Origin of the sequence: Bradyrhizobium prioriisuperbiae, assembly GCF_032397745.1 — a bacterium.
In the GTDB taxonomy this organism is placed as follows: Bacteria; Pseudomonadota; Alphaproteobacteria; order Rhizobiales; family Xanthobacteraceae; genus Bradyrhizobium_A; species Bradyrhizobium_A prioriisuperbiae.
On the sequence record NZ_CP135921.1, the window covers coordinates 3,972,741 to 3,996,845 of the forward strand.

Annotated in this window: 23 protein-coding genes; 13 read left to right on the forward strand and 10 right to left on the reverse strand. The window is 63.6% G+C overall.

Annotated features, from left to right (window positions below; genetic code table 11):
* Nucleotides 1–19: 19 nt before the first annotated feature.
* From RS897_RS18595 to RS897_RS18610, 4 genes are all read left to right on the forward strand, one after another.
* Nucleotides 20–1,213, forward strand: a complete 1,194-nt coding sequence (locus RS897_RS18595; RefSeq protein ID WP_315837973.1) for an FAD-dependent monooxygenase — start codon at nt 20–22, stop codon at nt 1,211–1,213.
* 153 nt (nt 1,214–1,366) lie between these two features.
* Nucleotides 1,367–2,887, forward strand: a complete 1,521-nt coding sequence (locus tag RS897_RS18600) for a porin (RefSeq protein WP_315837974.1) — start codon at nt 1,367–1,369, stop codon at nt 2,885–2,887.
* A gap of 314 nt (nt 2,888–3,201) precedes the next feature.
* The gene (locus RS897_RS18605; protein ID WP_315838681.1) at nt 3,202–4,614 is read left to right on the forward strand and encodes a class II 3-deoxy-7-phosphoheptulonate synthase; all 1,413 of its coding nucleotides are present in this window, start codon (nt 3,202–3,204) and stop codon (nt 4,612–4,614) included.
* Between the two features lie 337 nt (nt 4,615–4,951).
* On the forward strand, nt 4,952–5,317 hold the full coding sequence (locus RS897_RS18610) for a VOC family protein (RefSeq protein WP_315837975.1): 366 nt from the start codon (nt 4,952–4,954) through the stop codon (nt 5,315–5,317).
* A 134-nt stretch (nt 5,318–5,451) separates the two neighbouring features.
* On the opposite strand, the gene RS897_RS18615 is transcribed toward RS897_RS18610, so the two are convergent.
* Both RS897_RS18615 and RS897_RS18620 read right to left on the reverse strand, forming a co-directional pair.
* Nucleotides 5,452–7,074, reverse strand: coding sequence for a saccharopine dehydrogenase family protein (locus tag RS897_RS18615; protein ID WP_315837976.1), 1,623 nt, complete (start codon nt 7,072–7,074; stop codon nt 5,452–5,454).
* Nucleotides 7,071–8,708 (reverse strand): DCC1-like thiol-disulfide oxidoreductase family protein, encoded by a 1,638-nt coding sequence (locus tag RS897_RS18620; protein ID WP_315837977.1) that lies wholly within the window; start codon nt 8,706–8,708, stop codon nt 7,071–7,073. The genes RS897_RS18615 and RS897_RS18620 overlap by 4 nt, the downstream gene beginning before the upstream one ends.
* Before the next feature lie 176 nt (nt 8,709–8,884).
* Here RS897_RS18620 and RS897_RS18625 point away from each other — a divergent pair, with 176 nt between their 5' ends.
* The 3 genes from RS897_RS18625 (at nt 8,885) to RS897_RS18635 (ending at nt 10,285) form a co-directional block, all read left to right on the forward strand.
* Nucleotides 8,885–9,187 (forward strand): hypothetical protein, encoded by a 303-nt coding sequence (locus RS897_RS18625; RefSeq protein WP_315838682.1) that lies wholly within the window; start codon nt 8,885–8,887, stop codon nt 9,185–9,187.
* Between the two features lie 163 nt (nt 9,188–9,350).
* Nucleotides 9,351–9,695 carry a hypothetical protein gene (locus tag RS897_RS18630; protein WP_315837978.1) on the forward strand — a complete coding sequence of 115 codons (345 nt, stop codon included), beginning with the start codon at nt 9,351–9,353 and terminating at the stop codon, nt 9,693–9,695.
* Between the two features lie 302 nt (nt 9,696–9,997).
* A complete protein-coding gene (locus RS897_RS18635) occupies nt 9,998–10,285 on the forward strand; it encodes a hypothetical protein (protein WP_315837979.1) in 288 nt (95 codons plus the stop codon).
* A gap of 56 nt (nt 10,286–10,341) precedes the next feature.
* Here the strand turns inward: RS897_RS18635 and RS897_RS18640 are convergent, their stop codons facing one another.
* From RS897_RS18640 to ettA, 3 genes are all read right to left on the reverse strand, one after another.
* The gene (locus RS897_RS18640; RefSeq protein WP_315837980.1) at nt 10,342–11,607 is read right to left on the reverse strand and encodes a lytic murein transglycosylase; all 1,266 of its coding nucleotides are present in this window, start codon (nt 11,605–11,607) and stop codon (nt 10,342–10,344) included.
* A 13-nt stretch (nt 11,608–11,620) separates the two neighbouring features.
* Nucleotides 11,621–12,214 (reverse strand): TIGR00645 family protein, encoded by a 594-nt coding sequence (locus RS897_RS18645; RefSeq protein ID WP_315837981.1) that lies wholly within the window; start codon nt 12,212–12,214, stop codon nt 11,621–11,623.
* Nucleotides 12,215–12,374: 160 nt separating this feature from the next.
* Nucleotides 12,375–14,024 carry an energy-dependent translational throttle protein EttA gene (gene ettA / locus RS897_RS18650; protein WP_315837982.1) on the reverse strand — a complete coding sequence of 550 codons (1,650 nt, stop codon included), beginning with the start codon at nt 14,022–14,024 and terminating at the stop codon, nt 12,375–12,377.
* 223 nt (nt 14,025–14,247) lie between these two features.
* Between ettA and RS897_RS18655 the strand changes: the two genes are divergently transcribed.
* Nucleotides 14,248–14,454, forward strand: a complete 207-nt coding sequence (locus RS897_RS18655; RefSeq protein ID WP_315837983.1) for a hypothetical protein — start codon at nt 14,248–14,250, stop codon at nt 14,452–14,454.
* Nucleotides 14,455–14,561: 107 nt separating this feature from the next.
* Nucleotides 14,562–15,518, forward strand: a complete 957-nt coding sequence (locus tag RS897_RS18660; RefSeq protein WP_315837984.1) for a D-2-hydroxyacid dehydrogenase family protein — start codon at nt 14,562–14,564, stop codon at nt 15,516–15,518.
* Between the two features lie 113 nt (nt 15,519–15,631).
* Here the strand turns inward: RS897_RS18660 and RS897_RS18665 are convergent.
* A protein-coding gene (locus tag RS897_RS18665) for an IS5 family transposase (RefSeq protein ID WP_315831238.1) occupies nt 15,632–16,389 on the reverse strand; the annotation gives its coding sequence in 2 pieces (ribosomal slippage) (nt 15,632–16,059 and nt 16,059–16,389; 759 coding nt in all).
* Between the two features lie 174 nt (nt 16,390–16,563).
* Entirely contained in the window at nt 16,564–17,742 is a 1,179-nt protein-coding gene (locus RS897_RS18670; protein ID WP_315837985.1) for a L,D-transpeptidase family protein, read from the reverse strand.
* A 351-nt stretch (nt 17,743–18,093) separates the two neighbouring features.
* Here RS897_RS18670 and RS897_RS18675 point away from each other — a divergent pair, with 351 nt between their 5' ends.
* Nucleotides 18,094–18,897 (forward strand): hypothetical protein, encoded by an 804-nt coding sequence (locus RS897_RS18675; protein ID WP_315837986.1) that lies wholly within the window; start codon nt 18,094–18,096, stop codon nt 18,895–18,897.
* 58 nt (nt 18,898–18,955) lie between these two features.
* Here RS897_RS18675 and sseA read toward each other — a convergent pair whose 3' ends face one another.
* The 3 genes from sseA to RS897_RS18690 all read right to left on the reverse strand — a co-directional run bounded on the left by sseA (nt 18,956) and on the right by RS897_RS18690 (nt 21,498).
* Entirely contained in the window at nt 18,956–19,828 is an 873-nt protein-coding gene (gene sseA, locus RS897_RS18680; RefSeq protein ID WP_315837987.1) for a 3-mercaptopyruvate sulfurtransferase, read from the reverse strand.
* Between the two features lie 12 nt (nt 19,829–19,840).
* A complete protein-coding gene (locus RS897_RS18685) occupies nt 19,841–20,257 on the reverse strand; it encodes a rhodanese-like domain-containing protein (protein WP_315837988.1) in 417 nt (138 codons plus the stop codon).
* A 65-nt stretch (nt 20,258–20,322) separates the two neighbouring features.
* Nucleotides 20,323–21,498, reverse strand: coding sequence for a vWA domain-containing protein (locus tag RS897_RS18690; RefSeq protein ID WP_315837989.1), 1,176 nt, complete (start codon nt 21,496–21,498; stop codon nt 20,323–20,325).
* A 213-nt stretch (nt 21,499–21,711) separates the two neighbouring features.
* Between RS897_RS18690 and RS897_RS18695 the strand changes: the two genes are divergently transcribed.
* From RS897_RS18695 to RS897_RS18705, 3 genes are all read left to right on the forward strand, one after another.
* Entirely contained in the window at nt 21,712–21,957 is a 246-nt protein-coding gene (locus RS897_RS18695; RefSeq protein WP_315838683.1) for a GlsB/YeaQ/YmgE family stress response membrane protein, read from the forward strand.
* A 73-nt stretch (nt 21,958–22,030) separates the two neighbouring features.
* Entirely contained in the window at nt 22,031–22,873 is an 843-nt protein-coding gene (locus RS897_RS18700) for an AAA family ATPase (RefSeq protein WP_315837990.1), read from the forward strand.
* 175 nt (nt 22,874–23,048) lie between these two features.
* Nucleotides 23,049–24,104, forward strand: a complete 1,056-nt coding sequence (locus tag RS897_RS18705) for an aromatic ring-hydroxylating dioxygenase subunit alpha (RefSeq protein ID WP_315837991.1) — start codon at nt 23,049–23,051, stop codon at nt 24,102–24,104.
* The last annotated feature ends 1 nt before the right edge of the window (nt 24,105 follow it).

Here is a 24,105-nt window from a genome sequence, read left to right on the forward strand (position 1 = left end):
CGAAAAGCAGGAGACACGCATGAGTGACGTGATCATCGTTGGTGGCGGAATCGGCGGCCTTTCCCTCGCCTTGACTCTCGAGAAGGCGGGTATCGGTTCGACGATCTACGAGGCGACGCCGGCCATTCAGCAGGTCGGTGTCGGTATCAATGTGTTGCCTTACGCCATGCGCGTGCTGGCGAACCTCGGACTTGAAAAGGAACTGGCGCAGCGCGCGATTACCACCCAGGCGAGTGCCTATTTCGATCGTTGCGGCAGCTCACTGCATCGGATGCCTGTCGGGCGCTTTGCCGGCGAAACGTCGCCGCAACTTTCGATCCGTCGCGGTGAACTGCAGGCGGTGCTGCTCGACGCCGTACGCCAGCGTCTCGGACCCCACCGAGTGAGAACCGGTTGGGAGTGTACCGGCGTCTTGTCGGAACGCGATGACGAGGTGTGTTTGAGCTTCAGGGATCGTCGAACCGGACAAAAACTCGAACCGCAGAGCGCCAAAATTGTCGTCGCATGCGACGGGATTCACTCAAAGATCCGCCAGCAATTCTATCCCGATGAAGGCCCACCTCGTTATTCCGGAATCTTCATGTGGCGTGGGGTGACATGTGGTCCCAAATTTCTGGATGGCGCCACCATGGTGCGTATCGGGCTGCCTTCGGTCGGCAAGATGGTGATCTATCCCATTCACAGTTACGAAGACGGCACGCAGCTCATCAACTGGGTGGCGGAGATCGAGGTTCCCGATCCAGGGAGCTTCTGCAACAAGCGCGACTGGAATTGTCCGGGGGATGCGAAGGACTTCGTCGATGTCTTCGCGGACTGGCGCTTCGATTGGCTCGACGTCCCCGAACTGATCCGCAACGCGCATACGATTCTGCAATTCCCCATGATGGACCGGGACCCGCTGCCGCGCTGGAGCTTCGGCCGCGTGACACTGCTGGGCGACGCCGCCCACCCATTGGTGCCGCTCGGCTCCAATGGCGCCGGACAGGCGCTGCTCGATGCCGAAGCGCTGGCGAGCGAGCTTGCCGCGTGCCGGAATCCGGTCGACGCGCTTGCGCGCTACGAGGACATCAGACGTCCCGCGACGGCGAAGATCGTCATGTCGGATCGCGCAGGCGCACCCGACATCATTCTCAGGGACGGCGAGGAGCGTGTTCGATCGCAGGTCGCGCTTCCGACGGGGCGGGCGTTCCCGCGGCCCGCGCGGGCGGCATGAAAACGCTCGGTGGGGTTTCCGAGCGCAGGGCGTTGGCGTGGTGCGGCGTCGCCACGGCATCGGCGAAGGCGATGGTCGTTGGAGCTCCAATGATCACTCGCCGTGGACTTAACACAATTCGCGCGACGCCGGCGCGGTCAATCGGGGGCGTTCATGATTACGGACTATTGCACCAGCATCATCAAAAGCGTCGCGCTATGCAGTGCGGCCAGTTTGGCAACACTGACGTCGGTTCAGGCAGCTGATCTGCCCGCGAAGGCCAAGCCTGTCGAATATGTCAAGATCTGCACGCTGTACGGCGCGGGCTTCTATTATATTCCGGGCACCGATACCTGCATGCGCATCAGCGGCGGCATCCGCGTCGGTACCTCCATCAACGCGCTGGCGTGGGGCGTGCCCTACATTCGGGGCGGCTCGGGCGGCGCGAACTCCTACAACCGCACGTATTTCACTACGCGCTCACGCTTCACGTTCAACACCGACACCCGCACGGCCACGGACTACGGGATGCTGCGGACCTATGCGAGCTTGTCGCTGGATTTCACGCAGGGTTACGAGAACATCGCCGGCGGCGAAATGTCCAGCGACTACCTGTTCATTCAGTTCGCCGGCTTCACGTTCGGCAAGGCGGTGTCGCAGTTCGATCCGCAGTGGACGTTGTACAGGCCACTGGTCAGTGGCACCGGCTTCTTCACCGGCTCGAACAACACCACCGGCATTCCGCAGTTGGCCTACACCGCGGAGTTCGGCAATGGTGTGTCGGCCACGATTTCGCTGGAAGACGCTTATCCCTATCGCACCTCGGGCGTCGCGAATACCTCGCTGTCCGGTACGAGCGCACTGATCGGGCCGTTTGACAGCGCCTCCCTCGGCTACGGCACCACGCCCAACAACTTCCAGGGCAATGCGCAGGGTGGCGATCACGTTCCGGACATCGTCGGCAACCTGCGCCTGGATCAGGCCTGGGGCACACTGCATGTCGGCGCCGCCGCGCACGAGGTGCACGGCACTTATTATACGCCGACCAACAGCGATACCGGTCATCCCAGTGCGACCTGGGGTTACGCTGTCGTCGGCGCTTTCGAACTGAAGAATCTGCCGACCGGCGTGGGCGACAGCCTGAAGGTTGAGGGCACGTTCGCCAACGGCGCCGCCAAGTATGTCTTCGGCGGGAGTTTTGACACGGCCGGTGCGGGTCGTTTCGCCAGGATGGGCGATGGCGGCATGGCGTTCGGCTATGTGCTCGACGGCATCTATGCCAACGGCACCTCGATCTTCAAGAGCGAGGCCTGGGAAGTCAGCGCATTCTACGAGCACTACTGGAATCCGGCGTGGCGGACCTCGGTGTTCGGGGGCTATAGCCACGTCGCCTACGGATCCGGTGGCAATGCGCTCCTGCTTGCGGCCGCCAATGCCGGGCGCCTCAGCACCGGTGCGACCAACGCAACCGGCAGCTTCGAACTCGCCGTGCTGCAGCTCGGCACCCGCACGGCGTGGGAGCCGGTCAAGAATCTGACCTTTGCGGCGGAGTTCGACTACACTCGGCTCTACCAGCATCTCAATGGCACGTTCACGACCAGTGCGGCGCTCTTCGGCAATCCGGCCGGCTCGGTGTTCCAGCTCAAGGATCAGAATGCCTACTCTGGCCACATCCAGGTGGCACGGAGTTTCTGATCGCACGCAACCGGGTGCGAGTGCGTCTCGCGACATCGCACCCGGCGCCTTGTTGAACAGGTACAGGTGTCATCGAGCACAGGGATCAGCCCGTGAAAGCGGCTGTCTTCGGAGCGGGATCTGCGGACCACCGCTTTGAGAACATCGCTGCCGGGGCTTCCGACAGCACGCGTAAAACTTCGCACCAGCAACATGGGATCAGCCAGATGAAGGAAATATTCTCAAAGGGGCCGGTTGTTCATGACGGTTGGCCGCATCTTGGCGCCATCGCCCGGTTCGCGCTTCATGAGTCCGAAGTCTTGTGCTCCGAAGTCTTGAAATCCGAGGGCTCGAACGCTTGGACTCCCACGTCCTGGCGCGCGATGCCGGTGAAGCAGATGCCGCAATACCCTGACATGGCGAAGCTCGCCGCGGCGGAGCAGAGGCTGTCGAAGTATCCGCCTCTGGTCTTCGCCTCCGAGGCGCGATCGCTCAAGACGGTGCTGGGCCGGGTGGCCGAAGGCAAGGCTTTCCTGCTGCAGGGCGGCGATTGTGCCGAGAGCTTCGCCGAGTTTCATCCTGACAAGATCCGCGACACCTTGCACGTGCTGTTGCAAATGGCGGTCATCCTGACGTTCGGCGGTGGCTTGCCGGTGGTGAAGGTCGGCCGCATGGCCGGCCAGTTCGCCAAGCCGCGCTCCGCCGACATGGAGACGATGGACGGTGTCTCGCTGCCCTCCTACCGTGGCGATATCATCAACGCCTCCGAGTTCGACGAGGCATCGCGCACGCCCGACCCGGCCCGCATGATCCAGGCTTATCACCAATCGGCCGCGACATTGAACCAGCTGCGGGCCTTCGCTCACGATGGCTATGCCGACCTGCACAAGGTGTACCAATGGAACCTCGGCTTCGTCACGCGGTCGCCCTGGGTCGAGCGTTATGAAACGTTCGCCAGCCGGATCGACGAAGCGCTGGAGTTCATGGCGGCCTGCGGCGTCACCGCGGAGACCACGTCGGCGATCCGCGAGATCGACTTCTACACCAGTCACGAGGCGCTGCTGCTGCCGTACGAGCAGGCGCTGACTCGAATCGATGCGGCCACTGGAGACTGGTACGACCTGTCGGCCCATCTGCTCTGGATTGGCGACCGCACGCGCCAGCTCGACGGCGCGCATGTCGAATTCCTGCGCGGGGTGAAAAACCCGCTGGGCCTGAAGTGCGGACCGTCGCTCGCCCCCGACGACCTGATCCGGCTGATCGACGTGCTGAATCCCGATAACGAGGCCGGGCGGTTGACGCTGATCGTTCGCATGGGTGCGGACAAGGTGGCGGACAAGCTGCCACCGCTGCTGCGCCGCGTGCGCGACGAGGGGCGGGCCGTGGTCTGGGTCTGCGACCCCATGCACGGCAACACCATCACCTCGCCTTCGGGCTACAAGACCCGGCCGTTCGATCGCATTCTGTCCGAGGTGCGGGGCTTCTTCGATGCGCACCGGGCCGCAGGCACCCACCCGGGCGGCGTGCATTTCGAGATGACCGGCCAGGATGTCACCGAATGCACCGGTGGCGCCGAGGACATCACTGACGATGCCCTGTCGCTGCGATACAAGACCGCGGTCGATCCACGGCTGAACGCCAATCAGTCGCTCGAGCTGGCGTTCCTGATCGCCGAGATGTCCAAATCGGAGCGGATGGCCATCAAGCGGCTTCGCATGGCCGGCGGCCACGCGGGAGGCAGGGCGTAGGCAACGAGGACGCATGTCACGTGCCTGGCTTGTCGCCCGGATGAGCGAACGACATCCGGGGCAATGGACTCCATTTGTGCAGAAGCGTTTCGTCCCTCTCAGTGTCGTCCCCGGCTTGACCGGGGACCCAGTAGGCGGCGACGCTCATGGTTTAAACGCAGCATCCAAAGCGGCTGCCACAGGGCTTTGCTGGTGCATTCTTCCCAGCATGGGCGCTCCCGGATACTGGATGCCCAGCTTTCGCGGGGCATGACACCGGTGAACTGCGTGACGCTTTGACACCGCCCACCGCTCCATTACCCTGCGAACGAGGTTAGCGCTGAGTGGGGCTCACGGCATGCTGGATCACGTCACCATCGGGGTCGGCGACATCGCCCGGTCCATCGCCTTCTACGACCGCGCCTTGCGCCCCCTGGGCATCACGCGCCTCTATGCGGAAGGCGAGACCTTCGCCGGCTACGGCCGCAACCGGAAAGCCTTCTTCTGGATCGGCCATCGCGATGCGGCTCAAACCGGCGCTCACGTGGCCTTTGTCGCCGATGACCGCGCCAGCGTGGACCTGTTTCATCGGGAAGCACTCGCCGCCGGCGGACACGACAACGGGCCGCCGGGATTTCGCCCGCATTATCACGCGAACTATTACGGCGCGTTCATCCTCGATCCCGACGGGCACAACATCGAGGCGGTGTGCTACGTGCCTTAGCTCGTAGCCCGGATCAGCGAAGCGATATCCGGGAGTCCCTTCGGGCAGAGATATCAGCCAAGATCGACCGGCTTGAAGATTCCACGATCGACGCGCGGAGGATCGCTGTGCTCATCCAGGCTACGGCTCGGCATTCACTCAAGCCATCCCCGGTAATGCACGATCAGCCCGATCAGCGGCAACGAGATCGGTACGTCGAACTGAAAACGATCCTCCGCCTGCCACTCGCGGGCGACCGAGCGTGGGGCCAGGGCAATGGGAAGCGGCAGCGGGCCCAGCCACCAGCGCCTGATGTGCATGGTGAAGCCCGATTTATCAGCGGGCAGGTCGAAGCCGAACCGCAGCGGGCCGAACTGCTCCACCAGACGCCCGTCCTGCTGCGAGAGACGGCTGTGAAAACGGCGGCCGGAAAATTCGCGGGTCCAGGTCTCGACACCGTCGCGCGCGCCAAATGACACATGCAGATCGTGTTCGCCCTCGGGCGGGAACCCGATCACGCTGGCGATGATGCGCGCCAGAGGATTGCGCCCACGGGTGACGGTGGCGCGGCCACTGGCGCCGTGATCGCGCAGCACCTCGTGCATGGCGCGCACCTTTGGCGGCAGCGCCTCGAACGCAGCCCCCATCACACGGGCATACAGCGGCGGCGGCAGGGCATGGGTGGTGATGGCGTGGCGCATCGGCATGGCGTCCAGTGCCGGCGCGAAATCGGCCAGCGACAGCAGCGTGCCGGCATCGCGGGCGCCGGCATCGAGGGTGCGATCGCGCAGGCGCCGCAGCAGCAGCGGGACCGCCAGCCCTGGAATCTCGGGACCGCAGCCATCGCTCGCCACCAACGTCCAGCGCCGCTCGGTCCGCGCGCCGTTGCTGCGGCCGAAGCAGCGCACGATCATGCCGGAGCGGTCGCTGCCGAAGACCGATGTGACGCGCTGCGCCGCCAGCATCACCGGCAGCAGGCGCGCGGGGCGCTGCAGCCATCCCCATCGCACCAGCCAGCTCATGGCCCACACGCCGAGGCTCTGCAGTGTCAGTTCGGTGCCGGCGCGAAACGTCACCGCCGGCCGGCCGGGCAGGCGCTCGGGCAACAGCGCAAGGTCGGGGACATCGGCGAGGCCAACCAGACGTTTCTCCAGCACTGGCGCGCCGGCGACGCGAAAATCTTCCCGGCGCAAATCCTGCCAGCCATAGGCAATGCTCCAGCGGCGGCCGCGCCAGACCCGGATCGCACGGCCGATATAGGAGAAGATCGCGCGTGTCACCGATACGCCGGCGGTGGCGCGGTTCGATGCGCTGATCGCCATCTCGATGGCGTTGATATTTTCCATGCCGGGTGTCAGTTCGCGCAGCACCGCGCCGGACAGCGCCGGCACGCTGGAGGCGCCGGAGATCACCGCCACGTCGGCCGCGCGCGCGGCTTCATCGAGAGCAGCGATGCCGGCGACGAAGTCGCGGCCGTCGGCGATGTCGAGATAATGGCAGCGCGCGGCGATGCAGGCGCGGGCGATCTCATAGGACGCGCCCTGGAAGGGACCTGCGGCATCGACCACCGCAAAGGGACGATAGGTGGCCAGCGCGTCGGCGATTCCGTTGTCGCGGTCGAGCGCGACGGCGAGCAGGTTGGAGCGTCCGGTGCAAAACTGCTGCGCCTTCAGCAGGCTGCGCCCGGCGACAAACACCTCCCAGCCATCGTCGGCGAGCCGGCGCGACATCCGCGCGCCGAACCCGCCATAACCGCCGATGACCAGGACCCGCCTCACAGGATGCGATCCATCACGTCAGGGGCCGGGCGCCAGCAGACATCGTGGCGGCCGAACCAGCGATAACGGTTGCGGGCGACAAAACGATAGAGACGATCGCGCAGCGCGCGGGGCACGATCCTCGCGATCGTCGCGACGCGCCAGGGCCAGCCGAGGCCGCCCGCGATGGCCAGCACCGCGTCGGAGTGCATCAGCGCGCGGTCGTCTGAGATCAGCAGCATGGTGTGATAGACATCGGTCGGCAGCCCCAGGCGTCCGTAGAGCGCGCGGCCGACCTCGCCTTGGGCGGTGGTCAGGCGAAAGCGTCTGGCATGATCATGCCGCAGCACGAACTGCGCCTGCGTGGAGCACAGCACGCATTCGCCGTCGAACACGATCAGCGGATCGTGTCCGGCGATGTCGCTGAATGTTGTGCGCGGCGCTTGCGTCGCTCGCGCGAGGCCCAGTGGCCGCAGCGGCCAGCCGATCAGGCCGGCGACCATGGCGGCGAGAATGCGCGTCGCCGGCCAGAGTTTTGTCAGCGGACCTGCGATGCGATCGCGCAGCAGCGGCAGCAGATGGCCGTCGGATTGATACACCGGCGTGAACAGCGCGCTCATCGCCTGATAGGTCCGGACATGCCGGCGCCGCAGCGCGATGGCGCGTGGCACGGCGTGCGCGGGGGTCTCGGAGTCGCGCAGCGCCCTAGCCAGCGCATAGGCGTCAAGGAACGCCATGTTGGCGCCCTGGCCGAGCTGCGGGCTTGCCGCATGCCAGGCATCGCCGATGTGGATCAGCCCCGGCTCGGCGGGCGCCGCGGTGGTGCGATGGGCGTAGGCCGCGAAGGTGAGGCGTTCCGGGGTGTCGATCTGGTCGAGCAGCGGTGCGGTGGCTGGCCAGACCTTGCGCACGTCGTCCTTCCAGGTTTCGAGACCGCGTTGCCGCCAGGTCTCGAGCTGATCGCCGCGCAGCGACCAGAAGAAGGCGGTCTGAGGCTTTGGTGCGCCGGGCGCGGCGCCGATCGGCAGCACGCCCACCATGGTGCTGGCGCGCACATAACGCTGCTCCAGCGCATGCGGGTCGAAGCCGGCGTCGTGCGGCCAGTCCAGCGAGGCCCACAGCGCGCCGTAGGCGAGGGTGCGCCCGGCGGCCGGGGTCAGCGGGCTGGCGAGGCCAAGGGTGTCGACGACGAGATCGAAAGGACCGGCGCTTGTGCCATCGCTAAAAGCGAGATGCCGGCGGCCGTCGCCGTCATTTGGGGCCGCCGTGACGATGCGGCCGGTCTCGATGGTGATGCCGGCGCGGAGCACGGCCTGATACAGCACGTCGAACAGCGCGGCCCGATGAATGCCGATGCCGAATGCGGTCGTACCACCCAGTGCCGCATAACGCACATCCAGCACCGTGCGGCCCGATGGCACCGCCTTGCCGAACAGGCGATCGATCTGTGCACCTGCCGCCAGCACCGCTTGATCGAGCGCCATTTCGCGCAGCACGGCAAGGCCGGTGGTCTGGATCATCAGGCCGGATCCCAGCGGCTTTGGCGTCGTGAAGCGTTCGAACAACGTGACACGGTGGCCGGCGCGATGCAGCAGCAAGGCTGTCGCCAGCCCCGCAAGGCCACATCCCGCCACTCCGATTGTCTGACCACGCATGGGATCAAGATCTTGATTGAAGGAGGGCGCATCCTTGGTGCGGCGAGCTGTCGTCGTCAATATCCCCGATATCCCCGCGGGAGTCGCGACGCCGGGAGGCATGCTTGGTATGATGGAGGCTGTGGCCGGAAAGGGATTTTTGAATGCTGAAGATGGGATTGTGGATCGTGTCGCTGATGCTGCTGGTTGCGGGCCCTGCGATTGCGCAGGACGTGCCGGGCATCGAAATCTGCACCGTGGAAAAGACCATGGAGCGGCGCACCAGCTGCCTGCAGAGCAACGTCGACTTCCTGAAGAAGTCGATGACCAAAGATGCCCTCGAGCAGCAGAAAAAGCTCGACGCCGCAGGGCGGGACGCTGGTGCAATAAAGGTCCAACTCGAGGCCCTGAAGGCCACCGTGGCAGCCTTGCAAAAAACCGTCGAACAGCTGCAGGCCCAGGCGGCGGACAAAAAGCCGAAGGAGGCGCCGGCCAAATAAGGGTGACATTTTTGCAACGCCGATCCCTCTGGTTTTGTAGGGTTTTTTTGCCGAAAGGTGGCCGGATTCCGGCGCCGGCGTTCATGGATCGTTCAAGCAGGCTATGAAACCCTATGATCCGGCACACGTTATTTCGTTATCTTTTCGACCAAGGAGTGAAGCCATGAAACGAGCATTGATGGCACTTGCCGCCGCAAGCGTCCTGGTGGTCACGGCCGTCGCAGCGCCGGCGCCCGCCGAGGCAGGGGGCGGCCGCATCGCCGCCGGCGTCATCGGCGGCCTCGCTGCCGGCGCGATCCTGGGCGGCGCGCTCAGCGGTGGCTACGGCTACGGTGGTTACGGCTATGGCTATGCCCCGGGATACAGCTACGGACCGGGATATGGCTATTACGGCGGCCGCCCGGCCTATGTCGCCGATCCCGGTTATGGCGGCGGCTGTTACCTGCAGCGCCAGCGCTTCTGGGACGGTTACGGCTGGCGCATCCGCCGCGTTCAGGTCTGCGACTGAGATTGCCAGCGGACAAAAATCGACCAATTCGGTGCTGTCCGCTGTCATGAAGATGAACGCCAAAATACGGCCAAAATGAACGGCTTGGAGGTTCTGTAAGGAATCCTCCCGGCCGTGTTTTCTTAAGACCCTGGCAATAAAATCGACTATGATGGGAGCGGGGACGAGCGCTACCGGTTTTCCGTCAGATTCGGCGGGGCCGCTTTAATTGACGGAACTAACAAGGTACAAAAGGCTCGACGTGGCCTTGAGTCGGTCCAATCCCCTGCGCCGGGCTTTGGCGTGATCTGAGGAGAATGAGAATGAAGAAGATGCTTTCCGCGTTCCTTGCGGTCGCCACGATCGCCGGTTCGCTTGCGGTGGCCATGCCCGCCGCCCAGGCCGATGGCGGCCGGATTGCCGCCGGCGTTGCCGGTGGTCTGATCGGTGGCGCCCTGCTCGGTGGTGCGCTGGCCGGTGCGGGTGGTCCGCCGCCCGCTTATTACGCTCCGGCACCGGTCTATGTCGAAGAGCCGCCCTGCCGCTTCGTGCGCGAGCGCTTCTGGGACGGTTACGGCTGGCGCGTCCGCCGCGTTCAGGTCTGCGACTGATCTGATCGACAAAAGTTGATTTCGAAAAGCCCGGTCAGCGATGACCGGGTTTTTTGTCAGCGCGCACCGCTCATGGCCCGCAGCACGTCCGCGCTGGGCCAGCAATCGACCTTCAGCCCCGCCGATTTCTGATAGGCGCCCAGCGCCGCGCGGGTCTTCATGCCGGCCTTGCCGTCGAGCTTGTCGGCATAGAGCCCGATCCGCGTCAAATGCCGCTGCATCGATTCCACATCGGTGGTGCGCAGCTGTGTCGTGGCCGCCCATGGCGTTGCGAATGGCTGCGGTTTGCTGATGCGGTCGCTGAGATGGCCGACGAACAGCACGTAGAGATCCGAGAAATTATACTCCTTGATCACGAAGTAGTTCTTCGTGGTCAGGAACGCCGGACCGTAGATGCCCTCGGGCTGCAGCAGCGACGCCTGTTCAGCCTTCTCCGCAGCCGTAAGCTGCTGGCCGCGGACCGGAACGAAGCCTATCCGTTGCCATTCGCCGATCGGCCGCGTCACCTCCGGCACGCCCTGGGTGCAATCGACATTGCCCGGTGCGCGCACTTCATAAGCCCAGCGCAGCCCCGGCTGCCAACCCTTGTTCTTCAACTGCTGCGCGGCAGAAGCCAGCGCGTCGGACACCGAATTCCAGATGTCGATGCGGCCGTCGCCGTCGAGATCGACGCCATGCTTGTAGTATTCCGACGGCAGGAACTGTGTGAGGCCGGTGGCGCCGGCCCAGGATGAGCGCATGTCCTTGCGGGTCACAGCGCCGTCGCTGAGGATTTTCAGCGCCAGGATGAATTCGGTGCGGTACTGATCCTTGCGCCGGCCGACATAGGCCTGCGTCGCCACCACACGCAACGTGTCGTAGGGCAACCCGTAACGGCCGTAGTCGGTCTCGCGACCCCAGATCGCAAGCACGGTCGTCGCCGGCACACCGAAGCGGCTTTCGATGTCGGCTAGCGCCGCGCGGTATTTCTGCATCAGCCGCTGGCCTTCGGAGGCCAGCCGCGCGATGGAGGTCTCTTTCACATAGTCGGCCGGCACCTGCACGAACTCGGCCTGTGACGGCGCGCCGGTTGCGGGCCGTCCCGGCAGAATCAGATCGGGCAGTTTGTAGTCCGGCTCAAGACCGCGGGTCTCAGTGTCGAACGTCGCGCGTGACACGCCGGCCTGTTGCGCTTCCGGCCACAACGACGCGATGAATCGCGTGAAGCCGGCGTCGGCCGCGATGGCAGACGCGGGGCTGACGAAAATGACCAGCGCAGCCGCCGCGATGCCGAGAAAATGTCGGCGATATATTGGCCATCCCGCGTCGCGCTGCGTCGCCATCGTCACCCCAGCATCAATGCTTCGCGCCCTGATGAGCGTTTTGCATCGAGTCGTTGGACAGCTTGTCGACGAAAGCGATGCCGATCGCGGACAGGATGAAGAGCCCGTGGATGATGGTCTGCCACATCACGCCGGTCTCGGTGTAGGTGGTGGTGCGGCCCGCAGCTGCCCCCAGATTACCGGCCTCGATGAAGGTGCGCAGCAGATGAATCGAGGAGATGCCGATAATAGCCATCGCCAGCTTGATCTTCAGCACGCTGGCGTTGACATGGCTGAGCCATTCCGGCTCGTCCGGATGTCCCTCGAGATTAAGCCGCGACACGAAGGTCTCGTAGCCGCCGACGATCACCATCACCAGCAGGTTGGAGATCATCACCACGTCGATCAGGCCCAGCACCACCAGCATGATCTGCTGCTCGTTGAAGTCGGTCGCGTGGGTGATCAGGTGCCACAGTTCCTTCAGGAACAGCACCACGTAGACGCCTTGCGCCACGATCAGCCCGATGTAAAGCGGAAGCTGCAGCCAGCGCGAGCCGAAGATCAGCATCGGCAGCGGGCGCAGGGGGGTGCCGCGCGGCGGCAATGAGGTCTTGGGCGTTGGCGACATCGGAAACGGCACTCCTTATGGGTGGTGCGCAACTGGAATCACAAACCGGTCTTTGCCCGTTTGAACCGCGCGGAAAGTCGAGTTTCAATAAATGCCGCGTTTAGGCGCTGTCGTGACGGCCGGCAGTGGCGTTTCACCGCAGCCGGCCGTCACATGGCGATCAGCGCGTCAGCTTCTTGTACTTGACCCGATGCGGGATCACCGAATCCTGGCCCAGCCGGCGCATCTTGTCCTTTTCGTAATCCTGGAAGTTGCCTTCGAACCACTCGACATGGCTGTCGCCTTCGAACGCCAGGATGTGGGTCGCGATGCGGTCGAGGAACCAGCGATCATGGCTGATGATGACGGCGCAACCGGCGAAATCCTCCAGCGCCTCTTCCAGCGCGCGCAGTGTGTCGACGTCGAGATCGTTGGTCGGTTCGTCGAGCAGCAGCACGTTGGCGCCCGACTTCAGCATTTTGGCCAGATGCACGCGGTTGCGCTCACCGCCCGACAGCGCGCCGACCTTCTTCTGCTGGTCGGCGCCCTTGAAGTTGAAGGACGAGCAATAGCCGCGTGAATTTACCTCGCGCTTGCCGAGCAGGATCAGTTCGTTGCCGCCAGAAATCTCCTCCCAAACCGTCTTCTTGCCGTCGAGATTGTCGCGCGACTGGTCGACATAACCGAGATGCACGCTCTCGCCGACGGTGATGTCGCCCTTGTCAGGGGTTTCCTGCTTGGTGATCATCCGGAACAGCGTGGTCTTGCCCGCGCCGTTGGGACCGATCACGCCGACGATGCCGCCCGGTGGCAGCTTGAAGGTGAGATCGTCGATCAGCATGCGGTCACCGAAGCTTTTGCTGAGGCCTTCGAAGTCGACGACGTTCTGGCCGAGCCGCTCGGCCACAGGAATCGTGATCTGCGCGGTCTGGGTCTGCTTCTCGCTGGCCTGCTTCAACAGGTCTTCGTAACGCTGGTAACGCGCCTTGGACTTGGCCTGACGCGCCTTGGGCGAAGAGGCGATCCATTCCTGCTCGCGGGCCAGCGTCTTCTGGTGTGCGGCGTCCTCGCGGCCTTCCTGCTCCAGGCGCTTCTGCTTCTGCACCAGCCAGGACGAATAATTGCCCTCGTAGGGAATGCCCTTGCCGCGGTCGAGCTCGAGGATCCAGCTGGTGACGTTGTCGAGGAAGTAGCGATCGTGGGTCACGATCAGGATCGCGCCGGGATAGTTGCGCAGATGGCCTTCCAGCCATGACACCGACTCGGCGTCGAGATGGTTGGTCGGTTCGTCCAGCAGCAACAGCTCCGGCTGGTCGAGCAACAACTTGCAAAGCGCCACGCGGCGGCGTTCACCGCCGGAGAGCTTGGTGACATCGGAATCGTCCGGCGGGCAGCGCAGCGCGTCCATCGCCTGGTCGACCTTGCTGTCGAGATCCCACAGGCCCTGGGCCTCGATCTCGTCCTGCAGCTTGGTCATTTCGTCGGCGGTCTCGTCGGAGTAGTTCACCGCGAGTTCGTTGTAGCGGTCGAGGATCGCCTTCTGCTTGGCGACGCCCTCCATGACGTTCTCGCGAACGGTCTTGGTGGCGTCGAGTTGCGGCTCCTGCTCGAGATAGCCGACGCGGGCGCCGTCGGCGACCCAGGCTTCGCCGTTATATTCCTTGTCGAGGCCGGCCATGATCCGCAGCAGCGTCGATTTACCGGAGCCGTTGACGCCGAGCACGCCGATCTTGGCGTCCGGATAGAACGACAAATGCACGTTATCGAGCACCTTGCGGGTGGGGTAGCTCTTGGTCAAACCCTGCATGAAGTAGACGAACTGGCGAGCCATCGTGATCCTTAAAGGTCCTGGAAACCCAACGGGTGCGGGGAAAATGCTGTTGCTGATGTAGCGGGGCGGCCTCCAAAGGGCAACCGGGGTGGTAACCCTTTGGAAAGCTTAACGTCAGGCGTTTGCCGAAGATTAACAATCACAACCGCTTTTTAATCAGTTCCGCAGCAAAATTGACCCATCAAGCCCGGCAGAAACCGCGGCCTCCACTGAGACGTGCGTCATGGCGTTTCTCGATCCATCCATCCGGTCCGAAGCAGCCGGTGCCCGCGATCCCGGCCTGTTCCAGGAGATCGTCGATTTCATGCGGCAGTTCGTGATCGCCGCCTTCGATCCCTATCGTCCCGAGCAGCACTACATGCGCGGCCCAGGCCCAGCCTGGCACGCCAAGCATGATGAGCCCGCGTCCGGGTCTGCACGGCTGGACTAGGGCCTCCCCGCAACGTGTCTTGCACCCTGGGGGATTGCAGGCGAGCATAAGGATCCCTGCGATCGGTAGTCCTGATCGCGCCCCTCAATTTTCTACGGTGATCAGGCATGGCGCTCCGCTGCGCAATTCTCGACGACTATCAAAGTGTGGCGCTGAAGCTGGCCGACTGGACCCCGATCCGCGACCGTGTTGATGTGACGGTGTTTGACAAGCCGTTCGCGAACGCTTCCGAGGCGGTCTGCGCCCTGCAGGATTTCGAGATCGTCTGTGCGATGCGCGAGCGGACGCCGTTTCCGGGCGACGTGCTGTCGGCGCTGCCGAAACTGAAGCTGCTGCTGACGTCGGGCATGCGCAACGCGTCGTTCGATCTGGCGACGGCAAAAGCGCGCGACGTCACGGTGTGCGGCACCGGCACGGTCGGCAATCCGACGGCGGGACTGGCGATCGGTCTGATGCTCGAACTGACCCGCAGGATCGGCTTCGAAAACGCCCGGATGAAAGCCGGGGAATCCTGGCAGGTTACGGTGGGGCAGGATGTCGAGGGCAAGCGGCTCGGCATTATCGGTCTCGGCAAGCTCGGCACCAGGGTCGCAACCATCGCCAAGGCGCTTGGCATGCAGGTGCAGGCCTGGAGCACCAACCTGACCCAGGCGACCTGCGACGCGGCCGGCGTCGCCTATGCGACCAAGGAGGAATTGTTCGCGACCTCGGACATCATCACCCTCCACACCGTGTTGTCGGAGCGCTCCCGCGGGCTGGTGAGCCGCGACGACCTCGCCCGGATGAAACCGACCAGCTATCTGATCAACACCTCGCGTGGACCGCTTGTCGATGAGGCGGCGCTCCTGGCGCTGCTGCAGCAGCGCGGCATCGCCGGCGCCGCGCTGGATACGTTTGCGCAGGAGCCGCTGCCGGTCGACCATCCGCTGCGCAAGCTCGACAACGTCCTGCTGACGCCGCACCTCGGTTATGTCACCGAAGAAAACTACAGCCGCTACTACCAGGACATGGTTGAAAACATCGCCGCCTGGCTGAAGGGCGCACCGGTGCGGGTGATGTCGTAGTGCAGGGCGCGGGCGTTTCGCGCCAAAGCATCAAAGAACAAAACATCAAAGAAAAAGGCCTCCGCTCTGAAAACGGAGGCCTTTGTTTTATTCGCGGATACTAGGGCCTGTCCTCAATTGAGCCAAATGATAGCAGCGGCGAGGTGGATTGCGGCAAGGAAATTTCTCGCAGTTTTATCGTAGCGGGTTGCGATGGCGCGATACTGCTTGAGTTTGCAGAAGAAGTTCTCGATGAGATGGCGCGCCTTGTAGGCGTCTTTATCGAAGTCGCGCTGGATTTGGCGGTGGCCTCTTGGCGGGATCACGACCGATTTTGCCCGGGCGAGTAACGGTTCGATCACCCGCTGGTCGGCATCGTAGGCCTTGTCTGCCAGCAAGGTATTGGCCGCCATGTCCGGCAGCAGAGCATCGGCGCCTTGCAAATCATGGGCCTGGCCGGGCGTAAGTTTGAACCCTAGCGGATTGCCCAGCGCATCGACGAGCGCATGAATCTTGGTGCTTAACCCGCCTTTGCTGCGCCCGAGCGCCTCGTCTTCGCCCGCTTTTTTTGCGCCCCGGCACTGTGCTGATGCGCCCGCACGATTGTGCTGTCGATCATCGCGTACTCATTGTCGGCATCGCTCGCCAGCATCTCAAACAACTTCTTCCACACACCGCTCTTGGCCCAGCGTGAAAACCTCGTGTGAACCTTGATCGGATCGCCAAAGCGCTCCGGCAAATCCCGCCAGGGAATCCCGGCGCGATAACGGTACAGCACCGCCTCGACAAACAGCCGATTGTCCTTGGCGGTGACCCCAACGTGCCCTTTGCGGCCGGGCAAAAACTCCTCGATCCTGTCCCATTGATCGTCCCGAAGGGCGTAGCGGCGCATCTGTCAGCTCCCGAATCAGCTGACTGCCTATGAATCACGCGATAATCTGCCGGGGAATCCTCTAATTGAGGACGGGCCCTAGTACCCACTTTTGATCAAACGTGATTCAGAATCGGTGGGCACGTACAGTGTTTGCTCGTGTCACTTGGCTATGATTCCGGGTACTAGGACCGGTTAGCGCACCGTGACCGGTGCCGGCAGCGGTGGCACCACGGTGGGGCCGGTGCCGGGAATGTTAGCGGCGGCCTGGCCGTTATACTGCCCTTGGTACTGCCCCTGAACTGGTGCAGCGGAGGCGGTGGTCGCGGCCGGGATCGGCGGCTTGCCACCCGGCAGCACCACGACGCGGGTGCCGACCTTGGTGCGCTCGAACAGGTCCGTCACGTCTTCGTTGAGCATGCCGATGCAGCCCGACGACACGAACTGACCGATGGTCGACGGCTGGTTGGTGCCGTGAATTCGGTAGACGGTCGATCCCAGGTACATCGCGCGCGCGCCGAGCGGGTTGCCGTCGCCGCCGGCCATGAAGCGCGGCAGATAGGGCTGGCGCTCGATCATCTCTGGTGGCGGATGCCAATCCGGCCACTCGGCCTTGCGGGTGATCTTCTGCACGCCGGTCCAAGTGAAGCCATCGCGGCCGACGCGGACGCCATAACGGACCGCCCGGTTGTTGCCGAGCACATAATAGAGCTGGGTGTTCGGCGTATCGACGATGATGGTGCCCGGAGGCTCCTTGGTGACGTAATTGACTTCCTGGCGGCGCAGCCGCTCGGGCAGTTCCTTGCGCGGGCCGGTTTCCGGCTGTTCATCTTCCGGCAGCGACATGACGGTGTTGGGCCGGCCATCGGGGCCGAGCGGCATCGGTGCCGACTGCGGCGGATTGAGCGAGCCGGTCACTTGGCCCCCCTGTCCGTCGATTGCGCCGGGCGGGCGCAGCCGGTCGGACGGATCGATGAAGCCGGCGCCATAGCCGGAGGGCGCAGGCGCGCGATTGTTCACATAGGCGCCATCGGCCGGGCGGTTCGAATAAACCGGCGGCGGGCTCGGGCGACCATAACGCGGATCGTCCGGCGACATCACCGGGCCGCGCGGAGCCGGGCCGGGTGTCGACAGTGCGGTCGAGGAGGGCGCCTGCGGAGCATCGTCGTCAATGGCGTCGAAGTCCGGCAACGCGGAATCGGCCGGATAAGCTCCGGGAGGGGTGTAGCCGGCGGGTGCGCCCGTATAGGCTTGACCTTGGGCATACCCGCCTTGCGAGTAGCCCCCCTGCGGATAGCCTTGCGCCAGCGCAGCGGAGGTTCCCGCCAAGCCGGCCGCGGCGACCGCAAAGATCGTCAGAATGCGTTTGTCCATCATCACCCTTTATAGCCCGCGACCCGACACCGGAAGGTTAATGTGCTGATTGCGCAGGATAGCGGCACATTCAAGACATTACTGAAAAAACAGGCGAAAAACCGCTGACTTTTTTGCGAGATTGCGTTTATCGGCCACGGTTCCGACAGATGAATGGCGACAGCCGCGCCACGGCCCACTTTTCATGATTCTGTGATCGTTGCTTGAGCTATCCTCCAAAAGTGCCTGATTCGCAGCCAGTTGGCGCCGTCAGACCCTAGTTTGTACCGCGTTCGCGTCAGCTCACCCTCTGACCCAAGCTCTGAATCCAAATCTTCGCGGTCCATGCATCGCGAAGGCGACGAGGACTCCATGCTGCCGGGCTTCCGTTTCCTGTTTGCGACCGTGGTTCTGTCAGTCTCGGTGCTGGTGTTTGCTCTGGGCGCCGCGGCGCTGCTGCGGGCCGCACACGAGGATTTCGCCAGCCTGCCGGCGGCGCACGCCCGCGAGGCCAAGGTTGCTCAGGAGCGTGATGCCCGTCAGGCGACGCTGGCCCTGCTGCGTGTCGAAATGATTGCCGACCAGGATACCAACGTCGAGAAAATGGCGGCTGCATCGGCCGCAGCCGACCACGCGAGCGAGCCGACGGAGGCCGCAACGTCGAGCGCACCGACGCCGGTTGCATCCGTTCCGGATGTCGCTGCACCGGTAGCCGTACCCTCGACCGAAGCGACCGCGGCACCAGTTGCCGTCACGACGACCGAACCGCCAGCTGTGAATCCGCCAACTGTCGTGGCGGCCGTCACCGCGCGGCCGCAACCTGATGCGCAAGCGCCGGTCGCAAGCGCGCCCCCGCAAGCGGTGCTGCCTCAGCCTGACGTGAAAGTCGCTGCGCTGGCCGACCCGGCCGCCGCCAGTGCGGAGGTCGCGACGGCGCCGCCGGCTGCGATGGCCGCGTCAAAGCCAACGGGCAAGACGGATGTCAAAGCGGCGTCGAAAGCCGACACGCCAGATGCCGCAAAATCGGCCAAGGCGAAGCGGGCAGCCATCGCACGCCAGAAGGCCGCGTCACGCAGTCGAGCAAGGGCCGCGGCGCAGGTGATGCAGCAGCAGATGCAACCGAGCGATCCGTTTGCCGGTTTCGGCAATCAGCGCACGGCGGCGTTCCCGCGATAATTTTTGACGCGTTTTCTTAACGCGAACCGGTCGCCACTTCGCTCGAAAACGCTATGGATCAAGCCGCCCCGGTCGCGATCGGCGGTCCGTCCGCCTGTCCCCATTCCGTCCAGGAGCCGTCATAGAGCGCCGTGCCGCGCACGCCGATGCGATAGAGCGCGAGCGTCAGCACCGCGGCAGAGACGCCGGAGCCGCAGCTGGTCACCACCGGGCGTGCCAGGTCGAGCCCCTCATTGCCGAACAACTGCTTCAACTCCTCGACCGACTTCATCGTCCCGTTCCTAGCGTCGATCAGCTCATTGTAGGGCAGGTTCAGGCTCGATGGGATGTGGCCCGAGCGCAGACCTGGACGCGGCTCGGTCACCGTGCCGGCAAAGCGATTGCGTGCGCGCGCGTCGATCATCTGCTCGCGCTGCGAGGCGAGGTTGTCGACAAGCTGGTCCTTGCTGCGGATAGAGGACGGATTAAAGGTCGCAGAGAACTGTCCGGGCTTCGGCGACACCGGACCGGACTGCACGGGGCGGTGTTCTGCGCGCCATTTCTGCAGGCCGCCGTCAAGCACTTTGATGTTGGTGTGGCCGAAGCTGAGGAACATCCACCAGGCGCGTGGCGCGGCCATCCAGCCTCCGGAATCATAGGCGACGACGAGATTGTCGCTGGAGATGCCGAGGTCGCCGACGTCACGCGCGAACTGTTGTTCTCCGGGATACATGTGCGGCAGCGGACTGTCGTGATCGGATACGGCATCCACGTCGAAGAACGCCGCGCCCGGAATGTGGGCCGCGAGAAAATCATCCACCGGCAGCGGCAGCACGCCCGGCAACTTGAAGGACGCATCGATGACGCGCACCTTCGGATCGTTGAGATGGTCTGCCAGCCATTGCGTGGAAACGAGGGGATCGTCGGTCGCGGTGCTGTTCGTCGAAGTCATGGTTATGTCCAGTTATGATTTCGGCGCGCGCGGCTCGACCTTTTCGGTCGGCCCGCCAGCATCGCGCCAGGCGGCATAGCCGCCGGCGATGTGCGCGACCGGCTTCAGACCCATGTCCTGCGCGGTCTTGGCGGCAAGCGCGGAGCGCAGACCGCCGGCGCAATGGAAGATGAACTTCTTGTCCTGCTGGAAGGCTGGCTTGGCGTAGGGGCTTTCCGGATCGATCCAGAACTCCAGCATGCCGCGGGTGCAGGCGAACGCACCGGGGATGCGACCGTCACGCTCGATCTCGCGCGGATCGCGGATGTCGACGATCACCACGTCGTTGCCCTGCGCCGCCTTGATGGCGTCGGCCGCGCTCATGGTCTCGATCTCCGCGTTGGCTTCGTCGACAAGGGCCTTGTAGCCGCGATGAATGGTCTGGGGCATCGATGGTGGGCTTTCCACTTTTTGTTGATTCTTGGACGTTGGGTTCGTCTTGGCCGAACGAGGAACTATCGCACCAGTTCCTTCATGGCGTTTTCCAGGCCTTCGAGCGTCAGCGGGTACATGCGATCGGACATCAGCCGCCGGATGATGGTGGTGGATTCCGAATAGTCCCAGTGCTTCTGCGCCACCGGGTTGAGCCAGACCGCATGCGGATAGGTCCGCGTCACGCGCTCAAGCCAGACCGAGCCTGCCTCCTCGTTGACGTGTTCGACCGAGCCGCCGGGCACCACGATCTCATAGGGGCTCATCGAGGCGTCGCCGACGAACACGATCTTGTAGTCGTGCGGATACTTGTGCAGCACGTCCCAGGTTGGTGTGCGGTCGGTGAAGCGGCGCTTGTTGTTCTTCCACACGCCTTCATAGAGGCAGTTGTGGAAGTAGAAATATTCCATGTGCTTGAACTCGGTCTTCGCCGCCGAGAACAGCTCCTCCACCTGCTTGATGTGGGAATCCATCGAGCCGCCGTTGTCGAAGAAGATGAGAACCTTCACCGCGTTGCGCCGCTCCGGGCGCATGTGGACATCGAGATAGCCGTGGTTGGCGGTTTCCTTGATGGTGGTGTCGAGATCGAGCTCGTCCGGCGCACCGGTGCGGGCAAACTTGCGCAGCCGCCGCAGCGCCACCTTGATGTTGCGGATGCCGAGCTCGACATTGCCGTCGAGATCCTTGAACTCGCGGCGGTCCCACACCTTCACCGCGCGGAAGTTGCGGTTTGTCTCCTGGCCGATGCGGATGCCTTCGGGATTGTAGCCGTGTGCGCCGAACGGCGAGGTGCCGCCGGTGCCGATCCACTTGTTGCCGCCCTGATGCCGGCCCTTCTGTTCCTTCAGGCGCTCGCGCAGCGTCTCCATGAGCTTGTCCCAGCCCATGGCCTCGATTTGCTTCTTCTCTTCCTCGGTCAGGTATTTCTCGGCGAGCTTCTTCAGCCATTCCGCCGGAATGTCGGCCTTCTCCATGGCGTCGAGCAGGCTCTCAAGCCCCTTGAAGGTGGCGCCGAACACGCGGTCGAACTTGTCGAGATTGCGCTCGTCCTTCACCAGCGAGGCGCGGGACAGATAATAGAAATTCTCCACTGTCTGTTCGGCGAGGTCGGCGTTCAGCGCCTCGATCAGGGTCAGATATTCGCGCAGGGTCACGGGGACCTGCGCATCGCGGAGAGATGTGAAGAATTGCAAGAACATGAATGGCAGTTTGCCCGTGAAGGGCCTGCCGTCAAGCGCCCCGGCGGGATTATTGCCTGTCGGCGACGCCCGGCAAGGCTGGCATGTTTTGGCGACACAAGGGCGGCTGTGGTCTGGACCAGCCCGGTTTTTCAACTAAAGTCAGTCTGTTGGGCGATCCGTCCGGGCGCTGGATTTGCATACGGGCGTTTGAAACAGAAGGGGGATTGGCTGATGGGTATCATTGTTTGGCTTATCGTCGGTGCCATCGCGGGTTGGCTTGCGGGGCTCATCGTCAAGGGCGCAGGCTTCGGCCTGCTTGGCAATATCATCGTCGGCATCATCGGTGCCGTGGTGGCGGGCTGGCTGTTGCCCCGGCTCGGCATCTATCTGGGCGGCGGCATTGTCGCCGAAATCATCAACGCTGCGATCGGCGGCATCATCGTTCTCGTCATTCTGTCGTTCATCAGACGCGCGTGACGGGTGTTTTCAGGTTGGGACGACCGCCGCGACGGCGGTCGTTTCATGTGTGCAGAAGCGAGGCGGACTTTCGATGAAATTTACCGGCACCAAGGATTACGTTGCGACCGATGACCTCAAGATCGCCGTCAATGCGGCCATCGTGCTTGAACGTCCGTTGCTGGTGAAAGGCGAGCCGGGCACCGGCAAGACGGTGCTGGCCGAGGAAGTCGCCAAGGCGCTGAACGCGCCGCTCCTGACCTGGCACATCAAGTCCACCACCAAGGCGCAGCAGGGCCTTTATGAATACGACGCGGTGTCGCGGCTGCGCGACAGCCAGCTCGGCGATCCCCGGGTGTCCGACATCGGCAACTACATCAAGCGCGGCAAGGTGTGGGACGCCTTTACCTCCGAGCAGCGCCCGGTGTTGCTGATCGACGAGATCGACAAGGCCGACATCGAATTCCCCAACGATCTGCTGCTCGAGCTCGACCGCATGGAATTCCATGTCTACGAGACCGGCGAGACCATCCGCGCCGCCAAGCGGCCGATCGTGATGATCACCTCGAACAACGAGAAGGAATTGCCGGACGCGTTCCTGCGCCGTTGCTTTTTCCACTACATCAAGTTCCCCGATGCCGACACCATGGGCCGGATCGTTGACGTGCATTTCCCCGGCATCAAGCAGCGGCTGGTGCAGGAAGCGATGCGGATCTTCTTCGAAGTGCGCGAAGTGCCGGGCCTGAAGAAGAAGCCCTCGACCTCGGAATTGCTGGACTGGCTGAAGCTGCTGCTCAATGAAGACATCACGCCGGAAACGTTGCGGGAGCGCGATCCGCGCAAGCTGATCCCGCCGCTGCATGGCGCGCTGCTCAAGAACGAGCAGGATGTTCACCTGTTCGAGCGGCTGGCGTTCCTCAGCCGCCGCGAGGTCTGAGCCCGGTCATATCAAGTGGGTATCCGACATTGAAAGCCGCCTTCGGGCGGCTTTTTCTTTTCGAATGTATACATATAGGTTTTATAATACCGTAAATTTTGGAGATATTGCGAGCGTATCGAATTTAATGTATACATGATGGATGCAATAAGAGGTCGTCGGGAGGATTTCAGCCATGACCCAGCCCCAGCCCTTTCCCATGAACGCCTGGTACGCCGCTGCCTGGGACGTCGATATCAGGGACGCGCTGTTTCCGCGCACCATCTGCGGCAAGCATGTGGTGATGTACCGCAAGGCCGACGGCACGGTTGCCGCGCTCGAGGACGCCTGCTGGCATCGCCTGGTGCCGTTGTCCAAGGGGCGGCTGGAAGGCGACACCGTGGTCTGCGGCTATCACGGCCTGAAATACAACGCGCAGGGCCGCTGCACCTTCATGCCCTCGCAGGAGACCATCAATCCCTCGGCCTGCGTGCGCGCCTATCCGGTGGTGGAGCGCGACCGTTTCATCTGGCTGTGGATGGGCGATCCGGCGCTGGCCGATCCCGCCCGTGTTCCGGACATGCACTGGAACGACGATCCGGCCTGGGCCGGCGACGGCAAGACCATCCATGCCAAATGCGACTATCGCCTGGTGGTCGACAATCTGATGGATCTCACCCACGAGAGCTTCGTGCACGCCGGCAGCATCGGCAACGATGCGGTGGCGGAGGCGCCGTTCGACGTCACCCACAGCGACACCACCGTCACCGTGACGCGCTGGATGAAAGGCATCGAGCCGCCGCCGTTCTGGGCGATGCAGATGCCGGAGGCGGACCTGGTCGACCGCTGGCAGATCATCCACTTCCAGGCCCCCGGCACCGTCAACATCGATGTCGGCGTGGCGCGCGCGGGAACCGGTGCGCCGGAGGGCGATCGCTCGCAGGGCGTCGGCGGTTATGTGCTCAACACCATGACGCCGGAGACGGCGACCACCTGCCATTATTTCTGGGCGTTCGTGCGCAACCACCGCCTCACCGAGCAGAAGCTGACCACCGAAATTCGTGAGGGCGTCTCCGGCATCTTCCGCCAGGACGAGATCATCCTCGAAGCCCAGCAGCGCGCGATGGACGAAAATCCCGATCGCGTCTTCTACAATCTCAACATCGATGCCGGCGCGATGTGGGCGCGGCGGGTGATTGACCGGATGATCGCCGGCGAGACCTCGCCACCGCGTTTGCAGGCGGCGGAATAGC

Bases quoted from the DNA above. Each gene is read 5' to 3' on its own strand.
- RS897_RS18620 (WP_315837977.1), bottom strand. From the start codon at position 8,708: ATGCGTGGTCAGACAATCGGAGTGGCGGGATGTGGCCTTGCGGGGCTG.
- RS897_RS18595 (WP_315837973.1), top strand. From the start codon at position 20: ATGAGTGACGTGATCATCGTTGGTGGCGGAATCGGCGGCCTTTCCCTC.
- RS897_RS18685 (WP_315837988.1), bottom strand. From the start codon at position 20,257: ATGCCCCAGACCATTCATCGCGGCTACAAGGCCCTTGTCGACGAAGCC.
- RS897_RS18695 (WP_315838683.1), top strand. From the start codon at position 21,712: ATGGGTATCATTGTTTGGCTTATCGTCGGTGCCATCGCGGGTTGGCTT.
- RS897_RS18705 (WP_315837991.1), top strand. From the start codon at position 23,049: ATGACCCAGCCCCAGCCCTTTCCCATGAACGCCTGGTACGCCGCTGCC.
- RS897_RS18640 (WP_315837980.1), bottom strand. From the start codon at position 11,607: ATGGCGACGCAGCGCGACGCGGGATGGCCAATATATCGCCGACATTTT.
- RS897_RS18670 (WP_315837985.1), bottom strand. From the start codon at position 17,742: ATGGACAAACGCATTCTGACGATCTTTGCGGTCGCCGCGGCCGGCTTG.
- RS897_RS18655 (WP_315837983.1), top strand. From the start codon at position 14,248: ATGGCGTTTCTCGATCCATCCATCCGGTCCGAAGCAGCCGGTGCCCGC.
- RS897_RS18635 (WP_315837979.1), top strand. From the start codon at position 9,998: ATGAAGAAGATGCTTTCCGCGTTCCTTGCGGTCGCCACGATCGCCGGT.
- RS897_RS18700 (WP_315837990.1), top strand. From the start codon at position 22,031: ATGAAATTTACCGGCACCAAGGATTACGTTGCGACCGATGACCTCAAG.
- RS897_RS18645 (WP_315837981.1), bottom strand. From the start codon at position 12,214: ATGTCGCCAACGCCCAAGACCTCATTGCCGCCGCGCGGCACCCCCCTG.
- RS897_RS18600 (WP_315837974.1), top strand. From the start codon at position 1,367: ATGATTACGGACTATTGCACCAGCATCATCAAAAGCGTCGCGCTATGC.
- RS897_RS18625 (WP_315838682.1), top strand. From the start codon at position 8,885: ATGCTGCTGGTTGCGGGCCCTGCGATTGCGCAGGACGTGCCGGGCATC.
- RS897_RS18630 (WP_315837978.1), top strand. From the start codon at position 9,351: ATGAAACGAGCATTGATGGCACTTGCCGCCGCAAGCGTCCTGGTGGTC.
- sseA (WP_315837987.1), bottom strand. From the start codon at position 19,828: ATGACTTCGACGAACAGCACCGCGACCGACGATCCCCTCGTTTCCACG.
- RS897_RS18610 (WP_315837975.1), top strand. From the start codon at position 4,952: ATGCTGGATCACGTCACCATCGGGGTCGGCGACATCGCCCGGTCCATC.
- RS897_RS18660 (WP_315837984.1), top strand. From the start codon at position 14,562: ATGGCGCTCCGCTGCGCAATTCTCGACGACTATCAAAGTGTGGCGCTG.
- RS897_RS18690 (WP_315837989.1), bottom strand. From the start codon at position 21,498: ATGTTCTTGCAATTCTTCACATCTCTCCGCGATGCGCAGGTCCCCGTG.
- ettA (WP_315837982.1), bottom strand. From the start codon at position 14,024: ATGGCTCGCCAGTTCGTCTACTTCATGCAGGGTTTGACCAAGAGCTAC.
- RS897_RS18675 (WP_315837986.1), top strand. From the start codon at position 18,094: ATGCTGCCGGGCTTCCGTTTCCTGTTTGCGACCGTGGTTCTGTCAGTC.